The organism is Arcobacter suis CECT 7833 (assembly GCF_003544815.1).
In the GTDB taxonomy this organism is placed as follows: domain Bacteria; phylum Campylobacterota; class Campylobacteria; order Campylobacterales; family Arcobacteraceae; genus Aliarcobacter; species Aliarcobacter suis.
In genome coordinates, this window is the sequence record NZ_CP032100.1 from 798,164 (window position 1) to 817,918 (window position 19,755).

Annotated in this window: 5 protein-coding genes (1 of these 5 running past the window's edge); all 5 read left to right on the forward strand. The window is 30.1% G+C overall.

All coding sequences use genetic code 11. The annotated features are described in order from the left end of the window. Positions 1–13,597, forward strand: partial view of a hypothetical protein gene (locus ASUIS_RS13980; protein ID WP_328587676.1) — the end only. Its footprint begins 18,608 nt before the window's first position; the window shows 13,597 of its 32,205 coding nt (coding positions 18,609–32,205); the start codon falls outside the window, past its left edge; it ends in the stop codon at positions 13,595–13,597. Between the two features lie 51 nt (positions 13,598–13,648). Next, a complete protein-coding gene (locus ASUIS_RS04130) occupies positions 13,649–14,464 on the forward strand; it encodes an FkbM family methyltransferase (protein WP_192894440.1) in 816 nt (271 codons plus the stop codon). Between the two features lie 63 nt (positions 14,465–14,527). Then, positions 14,528–16,315: a tetratricopeptide repeat protein gene (locus tag ASUIS_RS04135; protein ID WP_118885814.1), complete on the forward strand. Its 1,788-nt coding sequence runs from the start codon at positions 14,528–14,530 to the stop codon at positions 16,313–16,315. A gap of 11 nt (positions 16,316–16,326) precedes the next feature. Continuing rightward, the gene (locus tag ASUIS_RS04140; protein WP_192894441.1) at positions 16,327–18,462 is read left to right on the forward strand and encodes a type I secretion system permease/ATPase; all 2,136 of its coding nucleotides are present in this window, start codon (positions 16,327–16,329) and stop codon (positions 18,460–18,462) included. Between the two features lies 1 nt (position 18,463). After that, positions 18,464–19,738: an HlyD family type I secretion periplasmic adaptor subunit gene (locus ASUIS_RS04145; RefSeq protein ID WP_118885816.1), complete on the forward strand. Its 1,275-nt coding sequence runs from the start codon at positions 18,464–18,466 to the stop codon at positions 19,736–19,738. The last annotated feature ends 17 nt before the right edge of the window (positions 19,739–19,755 follow it).

The window sequence follows — 19,755 nt, forward strand, 5'->3', positions numbered from 1 at the left end:
AGGAATAGATGACCTTTATGGTATAGAAAATGTTATAGGGTCTAATTATACAGCTGATACCGTTTATGGAAGCAACACTATAAATATTATTAATACTCAAGCGGGTGATGATTTTGTAGAAGCTCGTGGTGGAAATGATACTGTACTTGCTGGAGATGGAAATGATACTATTAAAGCAACTGCATATAACGATGGAGTTGATTATTATGATGGTGGAGTTGGAATTGATACTTTAGATTATAGTAATTTAACTTCTTCTAATAATCTTACTTTAAATCTAAGTGTTGCTGCTACTAATTTATTTGTTGGAAGTAGTGTAAATGATGCTTGGCAAGTTACAATATCAGGTGGTGGAGATAGTGATATTGTAAAAGGAATTGAAAATATTATCTCAGGCGCTGGAAATGATATTATTTTTGCTGATTCAAATTCAAACACAATTGAAGGTGGAGCGGGAGCCGATACTTTAAGTGGTGGTGATGGAATTGATAAAATTTATGGATACTACAAAGGTCAAAGTGAAAGTATCACAGAGTATGACACTGTAAGTTATGAATATTTAACGTCAAAAGCAGTTACTATAAATCTAGAAACAGGTATTGCTTATGTTGATGCAAATGATAATGATACGCTTATTTCAATAGAAAATGTAATTGCTGGTGGAAGTAACGATATTATAACTGGAAGTAGTGTTGTAAATACTCTTCAAGGTGGAGCAGGTGATGATACATTTATAAGCTCATTAGGCGATGATTTAATTTATGGTGGTACTACATTAGCTGATTCACATACAACTGGTGATATGGTAGATTATAGTAATAATATAAATACAAATAATAAACTTTTTATTGATTTAGGAACAACTATTGGTGATGGATATTCTGAAGCTTTAATGACATTAATCTCTGATAATTCAAAAGTATATACAGACAAATTATATGGAATAGAAAATATCACAGGAACTCAAAATAACGACACACTATATGGAAATAACTTAAATAATACTCTTTTAGGTGCAGAAGGAAATGATACTTTAAAAGGTGGATTAGGAGTTGATAGATTAAATGGTGGTGAAGGAAATGATTTATTCTTAATTGAAAATGCAGATATAGCTGATGCTGGTGGAGATATAATTATCGGTGGAGCTGGAAATGATACTTTAAGTTATATTGGAATTACAAGCTCAGGAGTAACAGTTAATCTTGAAACAGGAATTGATGTTACTATTGGAGGTTATTCTCATAGCTTTAGTGGAATAGAACATTTAATAGGTACAAATCAAAAAGATACATTAACAGGTGATATTAATCTTAACAAAGTTCAAGGTATGGGCGGAGATGATTTAATTTATGGTCAAGATGGTGGAGATTACTTATATGGTGGCGCTGAAGGTGCTAATAGTGTAGGTTCAGGTAATGACACAATAGATGGAAAATCAGGTGATGATTTCATTTGGGGTGGAGATGGTAATGATACTGTATATGGAGGAGAAGGAAAAGATACTTTATACGGTGAAGATGGAAATGATGAACTGCAAGGTGGTATGGGTGCTGATATTCTTTATGGTGGCGCAGGAGATGATGTATTTATCTTCGAACAATCTGATAATCAAAAAGATATAGTATATGGTGGTGATGCCCTAACTGATACAAGTGTAAATGATATGATAGATTATTCTCAAGCAATTAAGGGAATGACAATTGTTTTAGCAGATAATAACCAAAAAGGAACAGCATCGAGTCAAGACCAAGGTATCGATGATATTTATGGAATAGAACACGTAAAAGGTTCAAATTTAGAAAACGATATTATCACTGGAAATAGTGCTAATAACTCAATTTGGGGACAAGGTGGAGATGACACTATTTATGCAATAGCAGGAGATAACTATTTAGATGGTGGAATTGGAGCAGATACTATTTATGCAGGAGTTGGATCTGATGTTCTAATAGGTGATAGTGGAAATGATGTATTTAAAACTTATTATAATTCATTAGGTGCATCTGATGCTACTAAATTTGGAGCATCAAATACTATTTATGGTGGAACTTGGGATGGAACAACAGCTGTTGCATCTGGAAGTGATACTGTTGATTATGGTGCGATAATTGATACTTCATATAATATTTTTGCAGATTTATCTGGAAATACAAATAATGTAGAAATTAGAACAGGTACAACTGTAATAAAAACAGATAGTGTAATTGATGTAAATAATGTAAGAGGTACATCAGGTAATGATACATTTAGAGGAAATGCAAATGCAAATACTTTAAATGGACTAGCTGGGAATAATACTGCACTTTATACATTTGCAGCTTTGACAGCTGGAGTAGTTGCAAATTTACAAGCAGGAGAAGTTGAAAAAACTACTACTAATGGCACTGTTAAAGATACTTTAATAAATATTCAAAATTTAGTAGGAAGTAACTTTGATGATACTTTTATTACAAAATTATCAGAATCAAATATCATTGATGGTAGAGCTCATGGAACTATTGGTGATACTATAGATTACAGTACAAATGGGGCTACAAAAATAATTCTTGATTTAGATATTTCTCATACTACAGATGTTTATGGTATAGGGGTAATAAATGATGGTATTTATGCAAGTGTTGCTGTTGCAAATGGAGCTACTGACAAAATTACTAATATTGAAAACATAAAAGGAAGTGCTGGAGCTGATACCATTTATGGAAATGCTGAAAATAACACAATTTACGGTATGGGTGGAGCTGATACTATTTATGGAGTTGCTGGTAATAACTATATTGATGGTGGAGCTGGAAATGACTTAATTTATAGTGGAATTGGAGCTGATAGGTTATTTGGAGGCACAGGAAACGACACATTTAGAGGAACAACTGCTGGAAGTTTTGCAGGGGATGTTATTGATGGTGGAAATGAAACTGATGGAATTAATGTAACTGGAAGAGGAAGTGACACAGTTGATTATAGTTCTGTTGATACAAGTGGATTTACAAAAGGAATAGAAGTTACTTTAAATGACACTACAGATAGTACAGTAACTATAAATGGAGTTATTTCTCACATAATTAAAAATATAGAAAATATTATTGGAACATCTCATAATGATACTATTATTGGAGATACGGGAGATAATACATTAATTGGTGGAGCTGGAACTGATACTATTAGAGGCATAACTGGAAATAACTATATTGATGGTGGAGATGATAGCGATATTATTTATGCTGGAACTGGTGAAGATAAAATCTACGCAGGTGGTGGAGATGATACTATTTTCACAGCAGTAGGAAGTGATACTGTTTATGGTGGAGATGGAAATGATAAAATTTACGGTGGACTTGGAAGTAAAATTTATGGTGGAAATTATATTACAGCAACTCAATCACATACTGATAGTGGAATAGATACAGTAAGTTATGAAGATGTAAGTAGCAGTGTTACTGTAAGACTTGATGCAAATTTTGCCATTGTAGCAGCAACTGGTAATAGTGATATTATTTTTGGTATTGAAAATGTTGTAGGGACAGCTTTTGCTGATTCAATAGTTGGTGATATTGCAAATAATACATTAATTGGTGGTGCGGGTAATGATATACTTAATGGTTTAGATGGAGATAATAGACTAGAAGGTGGAGCAGATAATGACACACTTATTTCAGGAAGTGGAAATAACTATGTAGATGGTGGAACAGGAAGTGATACTGTTGATTATAGTTCTTTAACTGGTACTAATTTTGGAGATGATGATTCAATAGCAGGTCAAGTAAATGGTATTTATTACAATGGAATTAAAGTAGATTTAACAAATACTTCAGCACAAAGAATTCATGCAAACTATGGAACAGATACTATTCTTAATATTGAAAATGTAATAGGTTCTACAAAAAATGATTATATTATTGGAAATGATGAAAAAAATATTCTTGATGGAAAAGGTGGAAATGATTATTTTGTATTAGGACAAGGTGAAGATACAATATTAGGAGATACTGGTACTGATACTATTGCATTTACAAATACAAGTCGAACACTAGGAGTTAATGTTGATTTAAATAAAAATCAATCTTATGGAAGCCCTGATAGTTATAGAGTAATTAGTGATGGTTTTGGTAATGCCAAATATCTTGATAGTATTGAAAATGTAATTGGTACAGATTTTGATGATACTATTTTTGGAAATAGTGATGCTAATACACTTATTGGTGGAGCAGGAATTGATACTTTAAAAGGTGGATTAGGAGCTGATGTTCTTGATGGTGGAACAGGTGAAGATTGGGCATATTTTAACGATATAGCAGTATCAGGTGTTAATATAGTTTTAGACACAGATGGAAATATCGCTAATGGAAGTTCAGGTACATCAAATATTACAGGATATACAACAACTCTTGTTGGAATTGAACATATTAAAGCCACAGCCTTAGCCGATACTATAAGAGGTGATGATAATGCAAATTCAATTTTAGCAGGTAGTGGAAATGATACAATTTATTCATCAAAAGGTAGTGATTATATAGATGGTGAAGAGGGTATTGATACAATTGATTATGCAATTGCAGATGTAACAAGTGGATTAATAATAGATCTTGGAGCAACGCAAGTAATAGGAACTGATACAACATGGGCTGTTCAAGATGATGGTTATGGAAATAAAGAGCTTGTATATAATATAGAAAATGTTGTAGGTACAAAAAACAATGATTTTATAAAAGGAAATACTCAAAATAATACAATTTGGGCAGGTTCTGGAGATGATACTCTTTATGGTGTAAGTGGAAATAATATTTTAATTGGTGGAACAGGAAGTGATACATTCAGAGGTGGAATAGGTGATAATATAATTTATGGAGAGACATATTCTTCATCTATTGGTTCAGCTGGGTCTGAAACAGATATATCATCAAAAGATTTAATAGATTTCACGGAAAGTGGAGTTTCTATTACATTAAATTTAAGTGATAGCACATCTATTAATTATCTTTCATTATCTTCTTTGACACTAGATGCTAGAACTTCTATTGGATATGGGAAAAATGTAATTTACAATGTTGAAAATGTACTTGGTGGAAGTGGTTCTGATACATTAATTGGAAGTAATGTTGCTAACGTAATTGATGGTGGAGCTAATAATGATATTATTTTTGGTTTTGGTGGAACAGGAAATACTCTAATTGGTGGGGCTGGAAATGATACTATTATGGGACTTCTTGGTGGAGATAAAATCTATGGTGGAACATTTGATGGAACAACAGCTACAAAATCTGGAAGTGATTGGGTAGATTATAGTTATATAACAGATACAAGAGCTATAAATGTTGATTTATCAGCTGTTTCAAATCAAGTATCTCAAATAGGAACACCTGCAAATGCTGATACTTTAAAACATATAGAAAATGTTGTAGGAACAAAAAATAATGACATTCTAAAAGGGGATGATGTATTTACAACAATCAATTCTCTTTTAGGATATAACGGTGATGATACTTTTATTGTTTCAAAAGGAAGCGACTATATCGATGGTGGATTAGGAATTAACACTATGGATTATAGTAGTGTTAATTTTGCTGATGGTGGAAATAGAGTTATTGTTGATTTAGGACTTAGTGAAGCAACTGATAATGGATACCAAAATCTAGGAGTTGCAGTAAAAGATACACTTCTTAATATTCAAAAAGTAATTGGTACAAGTGGAGATGATACTCTTTATGGAAGTTCATATGCCAATGTATTTGTAGGAGGTGCTGGAAATGACTATATAGATGGTCGTGAAGGTGCTGATACTATTTATGGAACTTCTGGAAATAATAAATTATTTGGTGGAAAAGATAAAGATACTATTTATGGTGGAACAGGAAATGACACTTTAGATGGTGGTGCTGATGATGATATTCTTGATGGAAGTTTAGGTGGAAATAATACTTTTATAGGTGCTACAGGAAATGATACATTTACTGGAGGTTCAGGAGTTGATACACTTTATTATTTAAATGCAGAATCAGGTATTACAGTTACTCTTAAACCAACAGGTGAAGATGGAACTATTACGAGTTTAACAGATGGAACAGATAGTTTAAAAACACATTTTGAAAGAATTATTGCAACAAACTTTAAAGATACTATAGACCTAAGTAAAGCACAAGCAGCTAATACTATTTTAGCAAATGGTGGAAATGATACAGTAACTGCAAGTGCAAGTTATAATGACACTATTTACGGTGGAGATGGAGATGATGTCTTTTATGCAAATGGTGGAAATAATATTTATTATGGTGGAAATGCAATTTTAGATGCAAACGGAGATATAACTGGAAGCAACGCAAGTGGAACTGATACAATTAATTATAGTTTATCAACTGGAAGTGTGAATGTAAATTTAACTAATAACACAGCTAGTGTAAATGGATTTGGTGGAACAGATACTATTTATAATATTGCAAATGTGACAGGTTCAAATCAAAATGATATTTTAAAAGGTGATGTTGGAGTAAATAAAATTTTAGCTGAAAATGGAGATGACTGGATTATTGCAACTGCTGGAAATGATGAAATATCTGGTGGAAATCATACTCAAGTTGATAACACTCAAGGATCAACCACAGTAAAAGATGGTGGTGGAGATTGGCTTAGTTTTCAAGAAGTAGCAAATGGACTAAATGCAACTATGAGCAATAATTCTATTACTTTTGGTGGATACACTCCAAATATTAAAGAAATCGAGAATCTTTTTGGTTCTATTTATAACGATATTTTAAGAGGAGATAACACTAATAATACACTTCATGGATATGATGGGAATGATGTTATTTATGGAACAGCTGGAAATAACTTCTTAATTGGTGGAAAAGGAGATGATACTTTACTTGGTGGAAGTGGTGTTGATAAATATGATGGTGGAGATGTTTCTATTGGAACATTCTATACTTCAAGTGGAGTTCATGGAAACAACACGATTAGCTTTTATGATACGACAAGTGCTGGAGTAAATGTTGATTTATCTTATGACAATGGGGATACAACGACAGGAAGAGTAATAAATGATGGATATGGAAATACAGAAACTTATGTAAGAAATATTCATAACATAGTAGGAACTCTTAACTATAATGACATACTAAAAGGTAATAACTTAAAAAATATTATTAATGGTTATGGTGGAGATGATATTATTTATGGAATCGGTGGAGAAAATACACTTTATGGGGGAACAGGAGTAGATACAATCTACACAGCTACTACAAAAGCAGGAGCTGAACGAGGTGATGTTGTTTATGGAGGACTAGGTACAGATACTTTAATTGGTTCTTTCCACAAAGACTTTTTAATAGGTGGAGAAGAAAATGGAAGTGATATTGAAAAAGATTGGATAAATTATACTTCTCTTACAAATGTACATAATTATGGTATTAGTATAGATTTATCTTCTAAAGTTACTTTTACAGATGCTGATGGAGATAGAGGAAGTTTAAATGGTAGTTATTCTCAAATATTTGAATTAGATAATAGTGGAACTAAAACAGCTAATTTTGATTATATTTCTCAAATAGAACATATCCTAGGAAGTTCTAAAAATGATACTTTAAAAGGGGATAACATAATCACTACTGATGGCGGTGGAAATACTATTTTTGCAGCTGCGGGAGATGATACTATTATCTTAGATGCTGGTGGAACAGACTACATAGATGGAGGAACTGGAAGCAACTGGTTAAGTTTAGTAGATAATTACAGAGGAACTATTGATTTAAGAAATGTAAGTGGTAGTGGAGGAAATACTAATGGAAATGTAACATTAGTAAATATTCAAAATATTTTAGGTTCAGCTGTAAGTGAGACTGTATGGGGAAGTTCTACAACAAGTAAAGAAATTTTTGTTATGAATGGCGGAAATGATTATGTTTTAGGCGGAGCAGGTGATGATGTCTATGATATGGGAACTGGAGATGACAGAGTTTCAAATAACTATGGAAGTGATACAATAATCGGTGGAACTGGAGTTGATACTCTTGATATGTGGAATGATATTGGTGCAAACCAAGGAACAAACATAGTATTTAATTCTATTTTAGCATCTAGTTATACGGGACTTGCAACAGATTTAGGAACATTAACTCTTTCGAATCAAACAGCTGTAATAGAATCTAAAACTATAAATGGTCTTTCAACTCTAAGTGATGGAGCGTATAATTTTTATAAAATAAAAGATGGACAAGGCGCTTTTGATTATTTATATCAAGATGGAAGTAATCCAGATTTTGAACAGTTTTTTATGACAGATAATGCTGATATTTTTGTTGGTTCAAATAATAGTGATACTGTTTTTGGATATGGTGGAAATGACACTATTTGGGCTATGGATGGAAATGATAGTATTTATGCTGGAGATGGAAATGATACTATTTTTGGAGTTAGTGGAAATAACCTTCTAGAAGGTGGTGCTGGAAATGACCTTATTATAGGTGGAACAGGTAATGACACAATCAGAGGTATTTCAGGAAATAATACTTTATATGGTAAAGCTGGAAATAACGTTATTACAGGTGGAGATTTTACTGATATTATCTATACTGGAATAGGGCAAGATGTTATTGATGGTGGAACTGGAACTGATACTTTAAGATTTGATGGTGGAACACAAAGAGTTGTAGTAAATTTAGGATCTAATACTTTAACTTATGATGGTGGAAGTACTTTAATTGCAAATAGATTTATCAATAGTTGGCAAAATGCAGGAAGTAATCAAATAGGAACTGTATCAAATATTGAAAATGTTGATGGTACTCAATATAATGACACTATTCGAGGAAATAATTCAACAAACACTATTAAAGCAGGCGCAGGTGATGACTATATTTACGCTAGTTCAGGAGATGATAAATATGATGGAGGAGCTAATACTGTAAAAGGTGATAGTGTTGATTATAGTTTAGTTACTACAACTTCTGGTGTAAAAATAGATATAAATACTCAATCAAATGCTGTATTTACAGTTGGTGGTACAACATATAATCAAACACTTATAGATATAGAAAATATTAAAGGTTCTAATCAAGATGATCTTATCAGAGGTGGAGTAGGCGCAAATACTATTTATGGAGGAGATGGAGCCGATCAAATCTATGGTACGGGTGGAAATAATAGCCTATATGGTGATGCTGGAGATGATACTATTTATAGTGGAACAGGAAATGACTATATAGATGGAGGAACAGGCAATAATACGGTGAGTTATTCTGACTTTGGAACAAGTGTTAAAGTAAATTTAAGTGGAAGTCTACAAGGTACAGTTGCAAATAATACAGGAGTAACTACAGGACTAGTTGATACTTTAGTAAATATTCAAAATGTTACAACAGGTGGAGGAAACGATACTATTTGGGCTGGAAGTGGAACAAGTATTATTAAAACAGGTTCTGGAAATGATGTTATTTATGGTGGTTCAGGAATTGAAAATATTGATGCTAGTTCAGGAAATGATACTATTTATGCAAGTGCTGGCAATGATATTATAGATGGTGCAGAGGATAGCGATACTGTTGATTATAGTTCAAGTACGACAGGAATAACTGTAACTTTAGCAAATGATGGAGCTTTAACAAGTGTTAGTCATAATATTTCTGGAGTTTTCATTGATAACTTAACAAATATCGAAGGAATAAAAGGTTCATCTACTGTTTCAAATACTTTAACTGGTAATAATATGAATAACACTTTAATAGGTGGAAATCAAGCAGATGTTATCAAAGGTGTAAGTGGAAATAACTATTTAAATGGTGGAGCAGGAATAGATACTATTTACGCAGGAACAGGAAGTGATACGATAATAGGTGGAAGTGCCGATGCTAATTGGTTGTATTATACTGATGTTTTAGGTGCGAATGTCAATGTTAATTTAAAAGCAGGAATTGCAACTTATGGAACAAGTACAGATACTATTTCTCAAATTAGACATTTACAAATGGGTAATGGTACAAATACAGTTGAGGGTAATTCAGATGCAAATAGTTTTGTAGGTGGAACGGGAACTGACACTTTAAGTTATAGTGGATCTTCAAATGCAGTTACATTTAATGTTACAAGTGCAGGTGCTGGAACTTCAACTGGTGATGGTTCAGATACTTTTGTGAACTTTGAAAATTATACACTTTCAAGTAATGCTGATACTGCAAACTTAAGTGGAGTATTTGGAAGTACAATAGATGGTGGAGCTTTAAGTGATACTGCAAGTTATAGTTCTGTAGCAACTTCTTTAACAGTTACTGTAGATAGTGGAAACACAAGTGCTACTGTATTTGATGGAACAAAAACTGATACTTTAAAAAATATTGAAAAAATAATTGGTGGAGATGGAAATGATACTTTTATCGTTTCAAATGTATCAGGTATTAATACTCTTGATGGAGATGGTGGGACAAACACTTTACAATTAAGTGGAAGTTTAGATTTATCAAGTGTGACTTTATTGAATTTTAATAATATCCTTATAGCAAATGGAGATACATTAACTTTAAATGCAGTAGATTTATCTGGTAAAACTATGAATATCACAATGAATGGAACAGCTAATTTAGTAATAGTTTCAGATGCAAGTAGTCATGATTTTAGCAATATTACTGTTACAAAAGGAACAGGAAAAGTTACCCTTGATGTTAATATAAATAAAGATATAAGTGGAACAAATATACATAATATCATAGATATATTTGATGTAGCTAGTGGTAATAGTTTAACTTTAAGTCATACTCAATTTAACACGCATACAGGAATTGGAACAGGAACATTAAAATTAAGTGACACTTCACTTACAGGTGCTCAAATTAAATCTGTGAATGATGCAAGTACCAATGCAATAGATTTATCTAATGTTACTACTATTTCAAGTGCTACTATGTCTGAAATGTTAGAGATAGTAAATAATACAGGTTCAATATTTACAACAGCATCTAATTACGCAGTTAATATAAGTAATACAGCAAGTGCGACTAATATAAATAGTGTATTAGGTGATACAACAGGAGTAGTAACAGCAACAGTAACAACAGATACCGCATCAAATCTAAATAGTGCATTAGGAAGTGCAACAGCTACAGATGTATTAACTATAACTGTTAGTGCAGGAAGTGCTGCTGCTTCTGATTTAATAGCCTTAGATAATAAAACATCAGTAACAATAGATGCAACAGCAATTACAACAATTACTGGAACAGGTGCTCAAGTTGCAACAGTTGCAACTGCAAGTGGTATAAGTACATCAACAAATTATTTAGCAACACTAAGTGGAACATCAACAATTAGTGATGTAAATATAGTTACAGGTGATACAACAGGGATTGTAACAGCAATAGTAACAGCAGATACAGCAGCTAATTTAAATACAGGTTTATCAAATGCAACAGCAACAGATGCCTTAACATTAACAGTAAATGGAGCAACTGCGACAGCTTCTGATTTAATATCACTTGATGGAAAAACAAGTGTAGCAATAAGTGTAACAGCAACAGCAGTAAGTGGTTTATATGCAGATTTGACTACAGTTTATGTAACAAATGCAAGTAGTTATACAAATCTTGGTGATGAAAATGTAACAATTACTGATGCACAAAGTGCAACAAATGTTAATACGATATTAAATAAAACAAGTGGAATAGTAACAGCAACAGTAAGTGCCGATACAGCAGCTAATTTAAATACAAATTTAGTAAATGCAACAGCAACTGATGCTTTATCACTAACAGTAACTGATACAAGTTTAAGTTCATTAACAAATTTATTAGCTCTTGATGGAAAAACAAGTATGGCAGTAAATGCATCAAGTATAACAGCAATATCAGAAACATACGCTAATTTAAATACAGCATATTCATCAGCTGGAATAACTGGACTTGGAAATGAAGCTGTAACAATTACAGATACACAAAGTGCAACAAATGTAAATACAATAGCAAATAAAACAAGTGGAGCAGTAACAGCTACAGTAACAAGTGGAGCAGTAACAGCTACTTTAGGTGCTCTAACAAATGTAGATGCAAATGATGTAATAACATTTACAACTACAGATACAAGTGTTGATGCAAGTGATTTAGTTGCTTTAGCTGTAAAAGTAGATACTCTAGGAGTAAATACTGTAAATACAGTAACTGAAGTTTATAATACAGCAAGTTTAGGAACAGTAGTAGTAAATGCATTAAACATAACAGGAAATACAGAAGCCGTAATAATAACAGGTGGATCAATTTCTTCAACTGATACAAATGCAATAGTAAATGCAACAAGTGGAATAGTAACAGCAACGGTAAGTGCCGATACAGCAGCTAATTTAAATACAAATTTAGTAAATGCAACAGCAACAGATGTTTTAACACTAACTGTAAGTGCAGGAAGTGTAGCAGCTACTGATTTAACTGCATTAGATAATAAAACTTCAGTTGCGGTAAATGCAGCTGCAGTTACAGCATTAATAGGAACAGCAGCAGAAATCCAAGCTGCATACACAGCAAATACAGCTGGGACTATAAGTGGATTAGGAAATGAAAATATATCTATTTCTGATACAGGAACATTAGCCTCATCAACAATAACTTCTTTAGATGTATCAACGACTGGAACAATAACATTAAATGGTGCAGGTTCATTAGTATTAACAACTACATCAGGACAAATTCTTGATTTAAGTGGAGTAACAAATAGTTTAAGTGGCACATTATCTATTACAGATTCAACAGGAAATGAAACAATTACAGGAACATCTGCAAATGATACATTAACTCTTTCAAGTGGAAATGATACAATTAATCTAGGAAATGGTAGTGATACAATAAATGCAACCATTGGAAATTTAGATGTGAATGATAATATTTCTGATACAGGAAGTACAGGAACAGATGTATTAAATATTACAAATAGTGGAACTATTGATTCAGCTAATCTTATTGATGCAAAAGGAATAGAAACATTAAATCTATCAAGTGGTAATGATACAATTACTTTCGATGATACAACAGAGTTTAATGCATTTAGAAATAATTTTACTGATATTGTTGATGCAGGTGGAAGTGATACTTTATCTTTTGGAACAATAGCTGTAACTGGAAATTTAGACTTTAGTAAATTAAGTGAATTTGAAACACTGAATTTATCATCAGCTTCTGATAATTTAACAATTAGTGGTGATGAACCAACAAATATAAATGGTGGAGCAGGAAATGATACTTTCTCTTTAGATTTCTCAAGTATTAGAAATTTAAATGGTGGGGCAAACACAGATACCGTTAAATTAACTGGAAATACAGGAAGTAATATTTCTTCTGATACAGATTTTACTCCAAATTCAACATTTACAAATATTGAAAGACTTGATATTTCAGGACTTAATTTAAATACAAATGATAATAATACAGAATTTAATTTTACAGAAGCTATGTTAAATGCATGGACAGGAAGTGATACAGGTAGTTTAACCTTATCGTTAACTTCATCTCAAGTGGAAAAAATTAAATTTACAGATAGTTCTAGTGTGGTTCATGATACTTCATCAACTATTACAGATAATGCATCTTATACTATAGGTAACAATACTCTTACTATTGATATTATAGATGTACCTTAAACAGTCACTTTTTAGTGATTGTTTCTTTTTAAAATTAGAAAAAGGCTTTTAGTGAATAAAAATGTTATTAATACTGGTTTTAATAAAGTTATAAAATCAAGACATGGATTTCTTTTATATAATAAAAATGATATATATATTGGAAAATCAATAGAAAAATATGGGGAATTTTCACATCTTGAAGCAAAACTTTTTGAGCAAATTTGTAAAGAAGGAGATATTGTAATAGAAGTTGGAGCAAATATTGGCGCTCACACTGTATATCTTTCAAAACTTGTGGGAAAAGGTGTTGTTATTGCATTTGAACCACAAAGATTGGTTTTCCAAAATCTATGCGCAAATCTTGCAATAAACAGTATTTCAAATGTATTTGCTTATCAAGAAGCAGTTTCACATGAAAATGGAAGCATATTAATTCCTGAATATGATTTTACAAAAAATAACAACTTTGGTGGAATAAATATAGAAAATACTAAAAATGGAACAACTGTAAATAAGCAAAAATTAGATAATTTTTTGAATAAAATAAACAGATTAAAATTACTAAAAATTGATGTTGAAGGTATGGAAATATCAGTAATAAAAGGGGCTAGTGAATTAATTAAAAAGTTTAGACCAATTATTTATGTTGAAAATGATAGACAAGAACATTCAAAAGAGCTAATAGAGTTATTATGGAGCTTAAATTATAAGATGTATTGGCATTTACCAAGGCTTTACAATAAAAATAATTTTTTCAATGAAGAAGAAAATATTTTTGGAAATATAGTCTCTGTAAATATGTTATGTTTACATAAAGATAGTTCTATAGAAATACTAGAAATGGATGAAATAATCAATTCAAAGCATCATCCAATGAAAAAATAATATAACAAAAATCTAAATTTTTTAGATATAATTCCCCTAATTTAATGATTTGAAGGTAATATAATGATAGAACAAGAAAAAAAACTTTTTGAACAAGCAGTCGAATTTTTTAATAAAAAAGATTACGATAAATCAAAAACTTTATATGAAGAAATCTTAAAAATAAATCCAAAGTCTTCTAATATTTATGGAAACTTAGGTGTTATTTATAAAATAAAAGGTGATATCAATACAGCTATAAAATATTATATTACAGCAATCAATTTAAATCCTAAAAATACTCTTGTATATAATAATTTAGGTAATGCTTTTAAAGAAATAAAAAATTATAAAATGGCTATAAGAGTATATACAGATGCTTTAAAAATAAATCCAAAAGATTTTAATATGTTTAATAATCTAGGTATAGTTTTTGAATTAATTGGTGATAGCAATAGAGCAATTGAAGCATATAAACAAGCTGTTAAAATAAATCCAAAATATGCAAAAGCTATAAATAATATAGGTGTTGTATTATATAAACAAAAAAGATATAAAGAATCAGCTCAGATTTTTGAAATAGCATTACAATCAGACTCAGATTATAATGAAGTTTATAGTAATAAAGGCGCTGCTTATAACAAAGCAAAAGATTATGATAAAGCAATAGAATCTTTAGAAATGGCAATTCTTAAAATGCCAAATCATGGTGGTGCATATACAAATTTAGGAAATGTATATAATAAATTACATGATTATAAAACAGCTGCAAAAATGCATGAAAAATCTATAGAATTAGAACCAAATGGTTCAAATGCATATAGTAATGTAGGTACTTCATATAAATATTTAGGATTATCAGATAAAGCTATTACTTCATATAAAAAAGCAATTGAATTAGATCCAAATTTTGTTAATGCACATTTTGACTTAGCAACTATGTATTTAGCATCTGAAGATTTTAAAAATGGTTGGAAAGAGTATGAGTGGAGATTTAGAAAAGAAGAGATGATTCCTCATATCATAAAACACAAAGATATTTTTACTAAACCCTTATTTACAGGAGTTGAAGATATAAAAGGTAAAACTTTATTACTTCATTCAGAACAAGGATATGGAGATAGTATTCAATTTATAAGATTTGTCCCACAATTAAAAGAAAAATTTGGATGTAAAATAGCAGTAAAATGTCGAGAAGGTTTAAAAGAACTATTTAAAACAATTGATGAAATCGATGTAATAGTTGATAGAAGTGAAGAAACACCAGCATTTGATTATCAATTATCAATTATGAGTATGCCATTTATTTTAGATATGAAAAGTATAGATGAATTACCAAAAAAAATGCCATATTTAAAAGCTATTTTTGATAAAGATTTAGAAATTAAAAAAGAAAAAGACAAAATTAATATTGGTATTTGTTGGAGTGCTTCACTAACAGGAGAAAGCTATGAAGGAAAAGTATTTGATTTAAAATTCTTTGAACCTTTAATGAATAATCCAAAAATTAATCTTTACTCTTTACAAGTTGGTGATGGAAGTGAAGATATTAAAAAACTTGGATTTGAAGATAAAATCATTGATTTAACACATAAATTGACAGATTTTTCAAAAACTGCTTCATTGATTAATGAATTAGATTTAGTTATTTCATCTGATACTGCAGTTGCTCATTTAACAGGTGCATTAAATAAACCAGTTTGGATTCCTTTACAAAAAATTCCAGATTGGAGATGGACAAATAAAGGTGAAACTACAAAATGGTATCCTAGTGCAAAACTGTTTAGACAAAAAACAGCAAAAGTTTGGGAAAGTGTATTTCAATCTATAAATGCAAAACTTTCAAAACAATATAAAATTAAAATAAATTAATAGGTAACTTTTTGCAAATTCAAGAAAATAGTACTACATCTCAAGAAGAATCAATATTTGAAGATACTACTTTAAATAGAGAAGAATATCCTTTATTATTTACATTAAAGTATATTTTAGATTTCTATTTTGGAGAAATATCTTTAAATACAATTATAAGTTTTAGTGCTAAATCAAATAAAGGATTTACACAAGAATTAGCAATTGATGTTGTAAAAGAAGTTGGTTTTACAGCAGTTTGTAAAGATATGAAAGCTTCAGATATTCCAAATCACTTTTTACCATGTATTGTTTTTGATAAAAATGAAAAACCATATGTTTTAAAAAGAAAAGGTAAAGAGTGTTTTTTACATGATCCAATTACTAATGGTGAAATAAAAAAAGATAGTAGTTATTTAAAAAACTTTACAAAAGCTATTTTAGTATTTAGAGACCCTAAAAAAGAAAAAATACTTGATCAAATTAAAGGCAAAGAGTGGTTTTGGAATCCTGTAAAGAAATTTTGGAGAGCATATATAGAAATAGGATTTTTAACTTTTTTTATAAATATTTTTGCTCTTGCAGTTCCTTTATTTTCCATGAGTGTATATGATAGAGTTGTTCCAAATAATGCTACAGAAACGCTATTTGTACTTGCTAGTGGAGTAATAATTATTCTTTTATTTGATGTATTTTTCAAAAGTGTTAGAAATCATATTATTGAAAAAGTAGGAAAAGAATTAGGACTTCATTTAGAAGAAGAACTTTTAAAAAGAGTTTTAAGTATTCAATCACAATATGATAGTATGCTTGTTGGAACAAAGGCAAATTTATTTAGAGAATTAGCTTTAATCAAAGATTTTTTTGCTACAAAATCTATTGTACAAGTAATAGATTTTCCTTTTTTCTTTATAGCAGTTGCAGTTATATTTATAATTTCACCAATGATTGCTTTAGTTCCTATTTCTATTGCTATATTAGTACTTATTTTTAATTTCGCAATGCAAGTTCCAATTTCAAATTTAAGTAAAAAGAACATAGAAAATGTTCAAGCAAAACACTCTTATTTAGTTGAAACTATTCAAGGAAGTGAAATAATAAAACTTTCAAATGCTCGAGCAACAAAACTTTTTAATTGGAGAAATATCATCGCTGTAACAGACTCTATTTCTCATAAAATACAATCTTTAAATGTATTTTCAATGAATTTATCTCAAACAGTAATTCAATTTGTTACGCTTTTAGTTATTATAGTTGGGGTATTTGAAATAAATAACAAAACTTTATCAGTTGGTGGATTAATAGCAGTTACAATTCTTGCAAGTCGTGCAATGGTTCCTGTAATTCAAGCTTCAATGATGGCAATAAAGTTAAAAGAGATTAAAGAATCATTAGATAATATAAATGAATTTTGGCATTTACCATTAGAAAATGATAAAAATATTGAAATTGGTTTAGGTGAAATAAAAGGAAATATTGAATTTAAAAATGTTGATTTTTATTATAAAAATAGTAAATATGCATCTTTGGAAAATTGTAATATAAAAATAAAAGAGGGTGAAAAAGTAGGAATTATCGGACAAACAGGTGCTGGGAAAAGTACTTTTTTACGAATATTAACAGGTCTTGATAGCCCAACAAAAGGATCAGTTTATTTAGATGGACATGAAATATCTACAATACATCCTGTTGAAATAAGACAAAATATAGGTGTAATGCCCCAAGAACCATTTTTATTTTCTGGTACATTAAAAGAAAATATTGAATTATCAAGCCCTATTAGTAAAGAAAAAATGATGCAATTAATAAAAATTACTGGCTTAGAAGATTTAGTAAAAAAATCAGGACAAGGTGATGGTTTACAAGTTGGTGAACGAGGTTGTAATTTATCGGTTGGGCAAAGACATTTAGTCGCACTTGCAAGGGCATTATTAAATAATCCTCCTATTTTGATTTTAGATGAACCCACAACAGGACTGGATGTAGGTCTTGAAAAATCTTTAATAACACATATGAAACAAGTATTAGATAATAAAACCTTAATAGTAATTACACATAGATTTGCTGCCTTAGATTTAGTTGATAGAGTAATCGTTCTAAATCAAGGTAAAATTGTTGCAGATGGTCCAAAAAATGCAGTTTTAGCCGCATTACAAGAGAAAAAATAATATGAATAATAGATTATTTGAAGAGAAAAATTGGAATTATTACACTACTGTAATTCCAATTATGATATTTTTTACGATTTTTTTATCTTGGGCTACTTTTAGTGAAGTGGATGAAGCAATAAAAGGAACAGGAAGAGTAGTTCCTTCTGGTCAAACAAAAGTTATACAAAATCTTGAAGGTGGAATTATTTCTGCGATTTTAGTAGAAGAAGGAAAAACAGTAAAAAAAGGAGATATTATATATAACCTTTCTAATGCTTTTTTTAGTTCAGAATTTGTTACAAAAGAGATTGATTTATTAAGCCTTCAAGCAGTTTTAGTAAGATTAGAAGCTTTAATTGACAATAAAACAACAATTGAATTTCCCGAAGAATTAAAGAAAAAAATCCCCGATATAATCGAAAATGAAACTAGAATATTTTATGAAGATTTAGAAAATAATCAAAGAAAAGTAGATATAGCAAAAGATCAATACAATCAAAAAGATTATAAATTAAGAGAAACAAAAATTAGGTTTAATAATCTTAGTATAGAGTTAAATTTAGCTATGGAAAATATGAAAATATTAGATGAATTATTAAATAAAAAAGTAGCTTCTAAAAAAGAGTATATATTAGAATTATCTAAAAAACAAAATATTGTAACTCAAATTGATGAAACAAGAAATAGTATTCCAATATTACAAGAAGAAATTGAAGAATCAAAAAAGAAAATTGCTTCAGTTGAATCAGAAAATAGAAGTAAACAATTAAGTAAATATTCAGAGATTAAAACAGAAATTAATAAAGCAATAGAAAAAAACAAAGCAAATGTTGATAGAGAACAAAGAAAATCAGTAATTTCACCTGTAAATGGAATTATTAATAAACTCTATTTTTATACAGAAGGTGGAATTGTAAAACCTGGTGATAAAATGGCTGAAATTACTCCCATAGAAGATTCCTTAACAATAGAAGCAAAAATCAAGAGTTCAGATAGAGCATTTATTTGGGAAGGTCAAGATGTATCTGTTGAAATTACAGCTTATGATTTTTCTAAATATGGTTTATTAAATGGAAAATTAATTTCTATTTCTCCTGATAGCTTTGAAGATAGAAATGGTTCAATTTTTTATATAGCAAAAATAAAAGCAGATGTAAACCAATTTGCACCAGATCTTCCGATTTTACCAGGGATGGTTGCAAATGTTAATATTTTGACAGGAAAAAAGACAGTACTTCAATATATAATTAAACCACTTAAAGATATTAGTAAAAATGCTTTAAGTGAACAATAATTCAAAATTGCTTTTAA

What these genes read in the sequence shown, in the direction of transcription:
- ASUIS_RS04135 (WP_118885814.1), top strand. Translation starts at nt 14,528, where the DNA reads ATGATAGAACAAGAAAAAAAACTTTTTGAACAAGCAGTCGAATTTTTT.
- ASUIS_RS04145 (WP_118885816.1), top strand. Translation starts at nt 18,464, where the DNA reads ATGAATAATAGATTATTTGAAGAGAAAAATTGGAATTATTACACTACT.